This window comes from Marinobacter salinexigens (assembly GCF_008370345.1).
Lineage (GTDB): Bacteria > Pseudomonadota > Gammaproteobacteria > Pseudomonadales > Oleiphilaceae > Marinobacter > Marinobacter salinexigens.
Genome location: NZ_VTUU01000006.1, coordinates 69,652 through 82,457, shown reverse-complemented (window position 1 = coordinate 82,457; position 12,806 = coordinate 69,652). Strand labels below are relative to the sequence as shown.

Annotated in this window: 10 protein-coding genes; 1 reads left to right on the top strand and 9 read right to left on the bottom strand. The window is 56.5% G+C overall.

Features of this window, described 5'->3' with window-relative positions:
• Nucleotides 1-95 precede the first annotated feature (95 nt).
• From FWJ25_RS13185 to folE, 9 genes are all read right to left on the bottom strand, one after another.
• Complete coding sequence (locus tag FWJ25_RS13185; RefSeq protein WP_149600727.1) at nucleotides 96-2,054, bottom strand: ribonuclease R family protein; 1,959 nt, start codon at nucleotides 2,052-2,054, stop codon at nucleotides 96-98.
• Between the two features lie 71 nt (nucleotides 2,055-2,125).
• Nucleotides 2,126-3,841 (bottom strand): sensor domain-containing diguanylate cyclase, encoded by a 1,716-nt coding sequence (locus FWJ25_RS13180; protein ID WP_149600726.1) that lies wholly within the window; start codon nucleotides 3,839-3,841, stop codon nucleotides 2,126-2,128.
• A gap of 160 nt (nucleotides 3,842-4,001) precedes the next feature.
• Nucleotides 4,002-4,451: a DUF411 domain-containing protein gene (locus FWJ25_RS13175; RefSeq protein ID WP_149600725.1), complete on the bottom strand. Its 450-nt coding sequence runs from the start codon at nucleotides 4,449-4,451 to the stop codon at nucleotides 4,002-4,004.
• A 120-nt stretch (nucleotides 4,452-4,571) separates the two neighbouring features.
• Entirely contained in the window at nucleotides 4,572-7,169 is a 2,598-nt protein-coding gene (locus FWJ25_RS13170; RefSeq protein ID WP_149600724.1) for a heavy metal translocating P-type ATPase, read from the bottom strand.
• Nucleotides 7,170-7,172: 3 nt separating this feature from the next.
• On the bottom strand, nucleotides 7,173-7,607 hold the full coding sequence (locus tag FWJ25_RS13165) for a MerR family transcriptional regulator (RefSeq protein ID WP_149600723.1): 435 nt from the start codon (nucleotides 7,605-7,607) through the stop codon (nucleotides 7,173-7,175).
• Nucleotides 7,608-7,896: 289 nt separating this feature from the next.
• The gene (locus FWJ25_RS13160; protein ID WP_149600722.1) at nucleotides 7,897-8,211 is read right to left on the bottom strand and encodes a hypothetical protein; all 315 of its coding nucleotides are present in this window, start codon (nucleotides 8,209-8,211) and stop codon (nucleotides 7,897-7,899) included.
• A gap of 60 nt (nucleotides 8,212-8,271) precedes the next feature.
• On the bottom strand, nucleotides 8,272-10,533 hold the full coding sequence (locus FWJ25_RS13155; RefSeq protein WP_149600721.1) for a putative bifunctional diguanylate cyclase/phosphodiesterase: 2,262 nt from the start codon (nucleotides 10,531-10,533) through the stop codon (nucleotides 8,272-8,274).
• 96 nt (nucleotides 10,534-10,629) lie between these two features.
• Nucleotides 10,630-11,067, bottom strand: coding sequence for a CoA-binding protein (locus FWJ25_RS13150; protein ID WP_149600720.1), 438 nt, complete (start codon nucleotides 11,065-11,067; stop codon nucleotides 10,630-10,632).
• Between the two features lie 20 nt (nucleotides 11,068-11,087).
• Entirely contained in the window at nucleotides 11,088-11,657 is a 570-nt protein-coding gene (folE, locus tag FWJ25_RS13145; RefSeq protein ID WP_149600719.1) for a GTP cyclohydrolase I FolE, read from the bottom strand.
• A 194-nt stretch (nucleotides 11,658-11,851) separates the two neighbouring features.
• On the opposite strand from folE, the gene FWJ25_RS13140 reads away from it, so the two are divergent.
• Entirely contained in the window at nucleotides 11,852-12,775 is a 924-nt protein-coding gene (locus FWJ25_RS13140) for an alpha/beta fold hydrolase (RefSeq protein WP_149600718.1), read from the top strand.
• Nucleotides 12,776-12,806 lie beyond the last annotated feature (31 nt).

Genomic DNA, 12,806 nt, shown 5'->3' with positions numbered 1-12,806 from the left:
AAATCTAAGAACAAAAAGTTAGAAAACGCACTTATGTAACCGCATGAAAAACATTGCAAAATATTGTTGGCCCAGCATAGCTGGGCCCGAATTGACTAGTCCGTGGTTTCCACTAGCTGGAAGTTGATCTGCCGGCGTTCTTCATCCACACCGGCAAAAGTGACCTTTACTGGCTGATCCAGCTGGAAGATACGGCCATTTTTGTTGTGGATAAGGCGCAGGGTGACCGGATCAAAGCTGTACTTGCCTTCCAGCCCCTTACAGCTGACAAAACCCTCCAGACCGTTGATATCCAGACGCACAAAAAAGCCTGATGGTACGGTGCGGCTGATAAATCCGGCCATGGGCTCCTCGCCCAGAGTTTTTGCAAAGTCACTCTTGAGCCATGCTTCGAGGCTGGCGGCGGCCTGCCGGGCACGAATCTGGGCATTCTGGAGTGCTTCCAGTTGCTCGCTGTTCAGGGCCTTCATGGGAACGTCCCAGAGCGCAGCCTTGATCAACCGGTGCACGTAGAAATCCGAGAACTTGCGCAGCGGAGAAGTGAATGTGGTGTAGGCATCCAGTCCCATACCCTGGTGTGGCGCCGCTTCAAAGCCCAGTTCGGCCCGGGCCAGCTGGCGGGAGATGATGGATTTGACCGGCACTTCGGCGTCCAGCTCATCAGCCTGTTTCATCAGCTGTTTGAAACCTTCGGCACTGTTTGCATCCACCTCGGACAGGTGCGGTGCATGGCTGGCCAGCAGAGCGCGGATGTTGTCCACACGATCATCGCGCAGGCCGGGGTGTTGAATGAACAGCCCGGAATCCACCTTGCTTCTGAGGAAATCGGCAGCGCAACGGTTGGCCGCGACCATGCATTCTTCTACCAGACGATGGGCCTCATTCTGGGCGGCAGGCTCAATGGCCCGAATGCGTTTGTTTTCGTCCAGCCGCAACCGGAATTCCGGCCGGTCCATGCTGAGCAGAGCGTGTTCAGCACGCCATTTACGCAGCGCGGTTGCTGCCTGGTGGAGCTGGTCCAGGCTGTTGGCGACGACTTCCGGAAGGGCACCGGTTTCTTCGTCTTCCCGGCCTTCAATCAGGTTGGAGACCAGCTCATAGCTGAGCTTGCCCTGGGAACGGATAACCGCCTGATGGAAACTGTAGTCGCCAAGGCTGCCATCGTTGTTGACCTGAAGGTCACATACCAGCGCGAGTCGCTTTACGTCCGGCATCAGTGAACACAGGCGTGTGCTGATGCTATCCGGCAACATGGGCAGCGGCTCGCCCGGGAAGTAGATAGCAGTAGCCCGATTGAAAGCTTCCTGTTCGGCAGCACTGCCCGGCTCAATCACCGAGGCCGGGTCAGCGATGGCAATCGACAGGGTCCAGCCAGTGGCATTCGGCTCGGCGAACAGGGCATCATCCATGTCCTGAGTGCCCGGGCTGTCGATGGTAACGAAGGGCTGTGAGGTCCGGTCTTCCCGATCTGTCGATCGTGCCTCGATGTCACTCTCGCCCAGAGAGTCCGCCTGCTTCTGCACGGCATCCGGCCAGCTGTCTGCCAGGTCGAACGTTGCGAGGGTCATAGCGCGTTCAATGCCTGGCTCCCCGGTTTTGCCGAGTACCCTAAGCACTTTCGCCTGGCCTTTGCCGTCCTTGAACGGATGGCGGTGAATCTGGCAGTAGATATAGTCATCCTGCCCGGCGCCCAGACGTTCTTTGGGAGGAATGAAAATCCAGCGGTTGATGCCCGGAGTCTCGGGTACCACAAAGTGACCTTTACCCTTGATCAGATACCGGCCGACAAAGGTTGTCAGGTGCGTTTCCAGGAGCTCGTCCACGATGCCCTGGGTCTTGCCCTTGTCCACCTCTTGTTCGGTAACGTTGACCCGGTCGCCCGGGAGCACTTTCTGCATCTCCTCGGGGGGCAGGAATACATCCCTTCCCTCATCGAGGGCGACGAACCCGAAGCGGCCATTGGTGGCTTTAACGGTGCCGGGGAAAACCACTTTGTTATCTTTGATATCGGATTTCAGCTGGCGCAACTGGCTGAGAGCGTCGGCGTTGAGCATGAAGTAACCTGGTTGGTAAAAATGGATGTTGGGGCGGAGTATAGCGGTTATGGCTGTGTGAGTCAGACCCGTTACAGTGGGTTAATCTCTTCGCCTTCCGTCGTGTTTATACACACCCGGTTGCGGCCATTGCGCTTAGCGTCATACAGAGCACTGTCTGCATGGTGGAGTATGGAGTCACTGGTTTCGCCAGCTTCCGCCAGATAGGCTCCGACGCTGACGGTGACCGGAGTTCCACTGCGCTCGCTTTCTCTTTCCACCATTTGGCGGATGCGATGGGCAATATCCGCCAGGGTGTCCGGATCACAGGGGGACAGAATAACGACGAATTCATCGCCTCCCCATCGTCCGGGGTGATCGTAGGGGCGTACTCCCGCCTTTAGCCAGAGCGCGACCCGGCAGAGAATCTGGTCACCAATCTGGTGGCCCTGTTGATCGTTGATTGACTTGAAGTGATCGACATCGATCCAGATCACGCCAAACCGGCTTCCCTGACGTCGCGCCCGCTGGATTTCCTCTTCCATGGTTTCATCCAGGCCACGGCGGTTTTTCAGGCTGGTCAGGGGGTCGATACGTGCCAGGCGGTTGAGCTCATCGGTACGTTGGGCCACCTTGTCTTCCAGCTCGCGTGTGGTGTTGCCCAGTGCATCTACCATCTGTTCGAAGTGGTGTGAAAGCCGGCCAATTTCATTATCGGGCTTATCTAGGCGTGGCAATTCAAAACTGCCGCCCCGGACCTCCTCCACAGCCTTCTCAAGCGTGGTGATCGGTTTGAGTATCTTGGACTGGATGATGGTGTGGAACAGCACGAGCGTGAGAATCAGTGCGGCCAGGAACACGCCCAGCAAAGGCCAGAGATAGCTGTTGGGCAGTAGTGTGTTGAGATCCAGCAGGGTGATCTCGAACCAGCCAATGGTGGGCAGGTAGGCAACGCCAGCGAGTTGTTTCTGGCCATCGACCATGACAAAACCACTTTCCACCTCGCCGGCCTGATCGCGCTTTTTCAGCAGTTGCAGCATGCCCAGTATTTTCTGTTTGTCTTCAGTTTCGTCAAACAGCAGGTCGACGGTATTCTTCTGGCCTTCAGGTTTAACTAAGCTGGCGAAATCGATGTAGTTGCGATCACGATAGAGCTGGATGGCGCCATTGTAGTCAACGAACAGGGTTGTGATGCCGTCCTGGCCGATGTCTACAATGTCCTGGAGGAAACTGTCGAGGTTCAGACCTGTACCTACGAGTCCGACAGCCTCGCCGTTGGCATTTCTCATCACGACGTCGATCCACAGTTTGGTGACGCCAAGCTCAACGTCTGGATTGACGTTCAGGTGAAAGTCGCGGTTTTCCTCGATCAGTTGGTAGAACCAGGCGTTGTCCGGGTTATCGGGCTCGAGGACATAACGGAACTGATTGTCGGCAAACTCGTTAGCGGCGTTGTTGTAGTAGTAATGGCCATTCTTGCGGAGCGCGACAAAGTAGCTGTTGTCCCGGAAGTTATCCCGGAAACTCTCCATTTGCCTGATCGCTTCGGCCGCCAAGGTGTCGTTGTCCGGGGTCTGGGCCCAACTGATGAGGGCCTGGGAGTTGGCCATCTGCTTGGCGAGACCGATCTCCCGTTCAAGAGATTGCAGCAGCCGGGCGCTGTCATAGCGGACCTGTATCTCGGCGACCTGCTGGCCCCAGCGTTCGATAATGTCTTCGGACAGTGCCTGATAGGCCAGCCATGACGCCAGGGATGCGACGATCATCAGCGTGGCGGCAAGGCCGATGATGCGGGTTTTCAAACTCAAGGGGCGGTCCTGTCAGGTATTTGCATTAACTAATGACAATGATAGAACAGGACAGAGGTGGATTGTAGAGAAAATGGACAGTCTGACTAAAAGTTGGCACTGCCTGGAAAGCGGGCATCAACGGATGGAGGACGGTCGTTGATGCCGCAAACACAGAGTCTCAGTTGTATTCTGAGAACACCCGGGTTTGTCCCTGGTGGTTAAACATCAGAACCTGATAATGATCCTTTCGGTTACCGATCTCCATGCCCGGTGACCCCATCGGCATCCCCGGAACAGACAGTCCCCGTGCATCGGGAGCCTCGGCTACCAGCCGCTGGATATCGGCTGCCGGTACGTGACCCTCAATCACATAGTCGCCAATGAACGCTGTATGGCAGCTGGCGAGCGCGGGTGTCAGTCCGGCATCCATCTTGATCGGATTGAGGTTCTGGGTTTCGGTGACTTCCACGTCAAAACCGTTGTCTTCCAGGTGCTTGACCCAGTCTTTACAACACCCGCAGGTTGGTGATTTGTAGACATGAATGCTCTGGGCAGCGGTTGCCGCCATCAGCGGCGTGGTGAATCCGATAGCACCGGTCAGGGCCATGGCCAGCGTGACTTTTCTCATGGTTGATACCTCAGTGATGATGTTCATGTGAATCGTTGTTGCCAGAGCCGGATAACCAGAACCACCAGACGATGGCTGCAATCAGGGCGATACCTCCAGCGTTGACCAGTAATGTTTCCATCAGTTCCGCTCCTGTCGTGGGGTGTTTGTTTCAGGTTGGCTGGTCCTGAACAACCGTAGCCGGTTGGCGTTGGTAACGACGGTGACCGATGACAGTGACATGGCTGCTCCAGCCAGTATCGGACTCATCAGAATGCCCCATAAAGGGTAAAGCACGCCGGCTGCCACTGGTATACCCAGGGAGTTGTATATGAAGGCACCGAACAGGTTCTGGTGAATGTTTTTTACCGTGGCCCGGGAAATCTCTATGGCATCCGGAACCCCGTGAAGGGAGCCGCGCATCAGGGTAATAGCGGCGCTCTCTATGGCAATGTCTGTACCGGTTCCGATGGCAAAGCCCACGTCGGAGGCTGCCAGAGCCGGGGCATCGTTAATGCCATCACCGACCATGGCGACGGTGTATCCCTTGCGGCGCATGTCGCTGACCACCTCGGCTTTATCCTCAGGCAGTACTTCGGCCCGGTAATCGTCGATGCCAGCTTTGGTGGCAATGGCCCTGGCGGTAGCGTCGACGTCGCCGGTTACCATCATCACCTTGATCCCGGCTTTGTGCAGGCGCTCAATCGCTGCCTTGGAGTCGGGCTTGATCGCATCGGCGACGCCGATCACCCCGATTACCTCGTTATCTGCAGCGAGAAACAAAGGAGTCCCGGCTTCGTCGGTAATCGTTGTTGCGGCATTCGACAGAGACGCCAGGTCTAACCCCTCATGTTCCAGCCAGCGCCGGTTGCCCAGGCGAATCGTCCGACCCTCATGTGCACCGGTTACCCCCTTGCCATTGAGCACTTCGAACCCGGTTACCTTTTCAGGTGCGACTTTGATGTCTTTCGCTTTGGCCAGTATGGCTTCTGCCAATGGGTGTTCGGAATGTTGTTCCAGACCGGCGGCGAGAGCGAGTAGTTGGCGTTCGTCACCGTTGACAGCGTGCATCCGGGTGACCGCTGGATGGCCCTCGGTGATGGTTCCGGTCTTGTCGAGAATGACCAGATCCAGCTTTCCGGCCGTCTGCAGAGCATCCCCTTGACGGATCAGGGCACCATATTCCGCCGCCTTACCAACACCGACCATGACGGACATGGGCGTAGCCAGGCCAAGGGCACAGGGGCAGGCAATAATCAGAACGGTGGTCGCTGCGACCATCATGTGAACGATCGCGGGATCCGGCCCGACGTTGTACCAGACCAGGGCTGAAATCACCGCAATGATCATGACCGTGGGTACAAAGACCGATGAAATTTTGTCCGCAAGGCGTCCGATGGCCGGTTTGGAGCCCTGGGCTTTTTTCACCAACCTGATAATCTGGGCGAGGGCGGTTTCACTGCCCACCCGGGTAGCCCTGTAGATAATCGAACCGTGAGCATTCAGAGTACCGGCAGAGACTTCATCGCCTTCTTTTTTGCTGACTGGCATGGGTTCGCCGGTCAACATGCTCTCATCGATCCGGGTATTGCCCTCGCTGATGACGCCGTCCACAGGAATCTTCTCACCGGGCCGGACGCGAACCTGATCCCCTTTGCGAACATCCTCTACCGGAATGTCGTATTCCTCGCCATCCCGGATCACCCGGGCAGTCTTGGCCCGAAGATCCAACAGACGGCGAACCGCTTCCGATGTCTTGCCCTTGGCGCGCAACTCAAGCGCCTGGCCCAGGTTAATCAGGCCGATGATCATCGCCGAGGCCTCAAAATACACGTGTCGGGCCATCTCGGGCAGTAGCTCTGGCACACTGGCAACCACGATGGAGTACAACCAGGCCGTGCCGGTGCCCAGGGCAATCAGGGTATCCATGTTGGCATTGTGGTGCCGGAACGCCTTGGCAGCACCAATATAGAAATGACCGCCGGTCAGGGCCATCACCAGGAATGTGATACCCCCCAGCGTCAGCCATGTTCCCTGATTTGCCTCGGTCACCATCATCGAGCTGGACAACAGACCCCAGGCCATCAGACCCACCCCCAGAGACAGGCTCACCGCCATCTTGATCAGCAGGGATTTATAGAGTTTCCGATCCTCCGCTTGCTTGCGCTCATCTGCCTCATCGGCATTCTCGATCACAGTGGCGCCGTAGCCGGAGCTTTCGATGGCCCTGACCACTGCCGCGGGATCCACATTCCCGGACGCTGTAGCCGTGTTGTCGGCCAGGTTCATGTGAGCGTGGGTGACACCAGCGACTGACAGGATCGCTTTTTCAATGGTATTTACACAGGACGCACAGGTAGCACCGGTCACTGAAAGATTGATCTGGTCTCCCTCTGGCGAGCTGGGTACGGCCTCGGGCTCAGGGTTGCTTCCGTGCTCGTGGATTGCGTCGCTTTGATGCGGTTTACTGGCCGAATCTTTGGAGGAACAGCAGCCCGACGGTTTTTCGGTAAATTCCTCCAGGCGCTCAGCAGGATAACCCGCCTCAGTGACACGGCGAGCCGCGTCCTCAAGATCAAGACCTTCCGGGAGGGCAACGGTCTGCTTCTCGAGGTCTACCGCAACCAGTTCGGTATCGCCGGTCAGCGGCTCCAGTGCATGACGAATCTTCTTTGCACACCCCTGGCAACTCGCTCCGGAAATGGAGAGGGCCGGGTGCAATTCGGCAACTTCAGTCATCGGTTATTCCCCTTTCCCATTAGTGGGTGTTGTGGGTTCGTCCCAGTGTTCGATCAACCGGCAGATTGTGTGTCCGTCCGGAGTACCGTCTGGCATGTCTTGCCAGGCACTCAGGGCGTTCTTCATTCGTTCTCGAAGTTGCTGCAACTCGGAAATCTCCCGCTCTACCTCGGCCAGCCGCGTCTCGAAGACCTCCCGAACCATCGGGCAAGGTGAGTGGTGCTCATCGGCTTCGCCCAGAATGTTCCGGATCTCCGGTAGCGAAAAACCAAGCTGACGGGCCTTGCGGGCAAAGCGCAAGCGCCGCAGATCGTCCGCACCGTATTGCTGGTAGTTGTTGTCAGGATTGCGCGTTGGCTTTAAAAGCCCCTCACGGGTGTAGAACCGGACCGTATCCGGGTTGACCCCCGCGGCGTTGGCAATGTCTTTTACTTTCATCAGACAACCCTCTTGCAGATAACATTCATACAGATCATCGCCTTCGCCCTTGAAACACGACCAGACATAGCAGGCAACGCCGGTGTTTCGCAGCGTTGGTCATATCAGTGCTTTCGAAAATGCTCGGAGCCATGGATGGCGTAGAGCAAGCGTACAGGGACGTATTCACAGCGGTTTTCGAAAGAACTGATATGACCAATGCGACCTGCACCGGATGCTTATCAGATAGGAGTTAGACTAAAACCTGTGAGCAACTCACAGGTCAAAGGTTTTTTTCAGGAAGGAAAAATCAGCGTTGTCTGGCGCGAAGAAACGTACCGCAGGTTTTGCACTGATCCGGGGCCATCAGCTTTGCCTGCCAGCCGATCTTGTGCCCGCAGGCCGGGCACTTGAGCCGGAGTTGCAGAACAATGATCGGTGCCACCAGGGCCGCGATCAGAATGCCCAATGAGCTCCAACTGTCTCCGCTGGAGAGTCCCAGCTGGCTGCTGAACACCAGAACAACCACCATGGCGGGGAAAGCAAACAAAAAATAATTGCGATTCCAGCGCTCCCAGCGCCGAAGTTGAGCATCCTGTTCCGGAGTCAGGTATTTACTTGCCATGGCAAAACGTTTCCAGGAGAAGTGTTCCGATGATGGAGTTAGCGTGGCGCATGGGCATATTCAGTTCACCGCATTGGCTGGCAGCAGCAGGCCCTTTTCCAGGGCCATTTCCAGATCTTCCGATGGCAGCGGACGGCTGATCAGATAACCCTGGATCAGATTGCAGCCATGGCTCTTCAGGAAGCGGAGCTGGTCTTCAGTTTCAACGCCCTCTGCCACCACATGAATGCCGAGGTTATGGGCCAGATTGATGACGGCACGGGTAATCACAGCGTCATCGTGGCGCTCCGTGACATCAGTAATGAATGAACGGTCGATCTTCAGGAGATCAACGGGAAAGTCTCTCAGGTAACCGAGGGAAGAATAACCCACTCCGAAATCGTCTATGGCCAGATGAACACCCAGCTGACGGAGCCGGGACAGCTGATTCAGGTTGTGCTCAATGTTCTGGATGAAAATCTCCTCGGTCAGCTCCACCTCCAGACGGTTTGCCGGCACGCCCTCCGCCTTCAGTGTGTCACGGATATGATCCACCAGATTTTCGTCGTCCAGCTCGCGGCCAGACAGGTTTACCGCAATGCGCAGGTTTTCATAGGGAGTGTCTTTCCAGCGGGCCAGTTGCTGGCATGCGGCCATCACTACCCAGCGACCAATGTCGTTAATGCGGCCGCTTTCTTCTGCGAGGGGGATGAATTCTGCGGGAGACAGCAGGCCCCTGCGTGGGTGTTGCCAGCGAATCAGTGCCTCAACACTATTGATTTCCGAACTCTGCAGATCCAGCTGAGGCTGGAAGAACAGGACGAATTCATCGTTGGCCAGAGCCTGGCTGAGGTCCTTATCCAGCTCCAGGCGCATCATCTCGCGATCCTGCATACCCTCCGTGTAGAACTGATAGCTGTTACGACCCTGCTCCTTGGCGCGGTAAAGGGCGACATCGGCATTCCGGAGCAGGGTGTCGGCGTCCAGGCCGCTTTGGGGGTACACCGCGACACCTATTGATGCCGTTACCTGATGCTCGTCCCCCTGAATCCGGAAGGGCGGTTCAAAGCACTGTTTGATCTGGCCCAGTAAATGAATGACATCATCAATTTCATCTACCTGCTGCTGGCAGATCATGAATTCATCGCCGCCGGAGTAGGCTACCAGGGCCTGTTCACTGCTCAGGCGATTCAGGCGATCCGCCACCTTGATCAGGAGTTCATCGCCAAACTGGTGCCCGAGAGAATCGTTAAGCATCTGGAACCGATCCAGATCCAGCAGGATAAGCGCCACCTGCCGCATCTGACGGTCTGCAATGTTGAGGGTGTGGGACAGGTCTTCCATGAAAAAACGTCGATTGGCGAGGCCGGTAAGAGTGTCTGTGGACTCAAGGCGTGCCAGATCCTGCTGGACCGCGTGACGCTGATCAATTTCCCTATCCAGCTGCCGGCGGGTTTTGAGCAGGGCGCGGTTACGTTTCAGAATGAGCTGGACCAACAGGGTTGTCAGGCTGGTGAGAAGCCCGATAAAGACCAGGGAGGCGAATGTGATACTGGGCCAGTAGCTGCGTTGTTTATCGAGCCATTCCTGGGTAGGCTGCAGAGCGATGGACCAGTTCAGGGTCGGTAGCTCAACGGACTCCGTGTGGGAAAACCCGGTATTGGTAGCACCAGAGTTATGAAGCTGGTAACTGAGGCTGCCGTTATTGAGAATATTGATCTGAAAATGCTGCTGAACCCGCTCTGTCAGCAGCAAGTGGGCCAGGGTCTCCATCCTGAACACGCCGGCTATAAAACCGTTGTTGGCAACCCCTGTACCCACCGGAGCATAGATGACCAGCCCCTTACCACCCTGTTTTAAATCAATAACCCCGGAAATGTCGTAGCTGCCGGACGCCCTGGCCTGTTCGAGAGCCTGGCGGCGTCGTTCCGAGAAGGCGACGTTAAACCCGATGACGTTTTCGTTGCCATGGGACAGCGGTTCCAGCCAGCGGATGATGAAATTGCGATCCACCCATTCAATAGCCTGATAAACCCCGAAATCCTCCAGATAGTGGCGGGCATCCCGGCGCCAGGTGGCTTCGGCTGTATCCGGTGAGACATCCAGGCGGTGGGCCATGCGGGCGATGGCGGTGGCATGAACGGTGAATTCGCGCTCCAGAATGTTGGCCATGGCCACCGTCTCGTTGACGAGGTTGGCCTGAATCAGTTGATTGTCACGTTGGATAAGGCCGTGACGGAGGCCTACTGCAAACGCGAGGAAAAGCAGGAAAATAATCGCCGGGAACGCCGGATTAAGGAGTCCTTTTTCTATAATTCTTGTGGACGTTTGTGGTTTTCCCACGATCTACCCCGGGGTCGGTTGCGCATGAAATGGCTGTCTACAAATCCGCACTGATTATGAAGCATGTTTGCCGGTAGTGACCATACCGGTACCAGTTCATCCCTTACCAGTGGGAGACTGAATGCCCAGTCTCGGGATTTCCTGCTTCGGGCACCGATCCATTACCACGGAAAGCCCTGCCGCTTCGGCTCTTGCGGCTCCGGCTTCATTGATGACGCCGATCTGCATCCAGACAACGGGAATGGCCATTTCAATAGCCTCGTTGATAATGTCGTCTGTGCGTTCCGGAGCCACGAAAAGCTCTGCCATATCCACCGCTTCGGGCAGTTCCTTCAGGCTGCTGTAGACGGTTTCGCCCAGCAACTCTTTACCAGCAAGGCGGGGATTGACCGGGATAACCCGGTAACCCCGGTGCTGCATGTATTCCATGACCTCATGAGACGGCCGGTTGGGCTTCTCGCTGGCGCCGACGAGGGCGATGGTCCGGATGCGTTCGAGAACGCTGCGAATCTGATCGGGTGAGTTGCTAACCATGGTGCGCTTTTCCCGTTGCGTTAACGGTTGCTGCCGATGAGGTTCAAGAACTCGGACCTCGTGGCCTGGGATTTGCGGAACTGGCCGAGCATCATGGAGGTCTTCATGCGGGAATTCTGTTTCTCCACACCTCGCATCATCATGCACATGTGCTGGGCTTCGATCACCACGGCCACACCCTTGGCGTTAGTGACACTTTCGACGGCTTCGGCAATCTGTCGGGTCAGATTTTCCTGGATCTGCAGCCGGCGGGCATACATATCAACGATGCGGGCAAACTTTGAGAGGCCGAGGACCTTGCCTTGCGGCAGGTAGGCTATGTGGCATTTGCCGATGAATGGCAGCATATGATGCTCGCACATGCTGTATAACTCGATGTCCTGCACCACAACCATCTCGTCCATGGCAGATTCAAACACTGCGTTGTTGACCAGATCGTTAAGGTTCTGCTGGTAGCCTCTGGTGAGGAACTGCATGGCTTTGGCCGCGCGCTTGGGCGTGTCCTGAAGACCTTCACGGCTGGTGTCTTCTCCAAGCCCGTTTATGATTGCCTTAAAGTGGCTTGCCAGGTCGTCGAGGGGGGTGGTCATAGTCTGTCCCGATTGAAAGTGTTTCTCAAAGGCCAAAGCTTAAGGCAATTTGCCCGTCATCTCTATGCCTTAGGGTGGTAAAGCTGGAAAACAGCGCCAGTATTCTCGTGTCGGTTTACCCAGTCGTGGTGGCTATGGAAGGCAGCCCGTTATTGTTTTACAGTCTGGTAAGTGAAAATCGCCGGGGAAACAACATGGAACAGGTGATTGCCAATGCCGGGAGCATAGCTTCTGGCGCACGGGAATCGGATACCCTTGAAGGCTGGCAGCATGGAGGCAAGTGGTTCTGCTATGGTGACCATGCCATTTTCAGTCGCATGGCCGGGCAGGGCGAACCACTGGTTCTGATTCACGGCTTCCCGACGGCAAGTTGGGACTGGAGCCGTGTCTGGCCAATGCTGACCCAACAGCACAACGTGCTAACGCTGGATATGTTGGGATTCGGGTTTTCTGACAAGCCCACCGACTACGTCTATAGCATTGAAGATCAGGCCGACCTGTTTCAGGGATGGCTCGAAGGGCTGGGGCTGTCGTCGGTGCATTTTCTGGTTCATGATTACGGCTGCAGCGTCGTCCAGGAGCTGCTGGCTCGGGAGCAGGAAGGCGCGCTTCCGTTTCGTATAGGCAGCGTCTGCTTCCTTAACGGCGCCCTGTTTCCCGAAGTCCACAGCCCATTGCTGATCCAGAAGCTTCTGAGCAGTCCCATGGGGGGATTGATCAGCCGAGGGCTGACCCGCCGCTCTTTCGAACGCAATTTCCGTCGCCTGTTCGGTAGCCAGAACCCGCCAGACCGCAAGGATCTGGACGACTTCTGGTACCTGCTGACCTACAACAACGGCCGGGGGATCCTGCACCGGCTGATTCATTTCATGGAAGAACGTCGATGTCATCGCCATCGCTGGGTTGGCGCCGTGCAGCGGGCCCGACAACCGATGCGGTTGATCTCCGGGACCGCAGATCCGGTATCCGGGGCGGCCATGAGCAGGCGTTATCGGGAATTGGTGGAAAACGCTGATGTGGTCAGCCTCAGGAATGTGGGGCATTACCCCCACTTTGAATGTCCGTGGGATGTGTTCAGCGCCTATCGGGATTTCCGCAAGCGAATAATCCGGCCATAGCCGCAGGCGGCAGCGATGGCAGAAAGCCCCA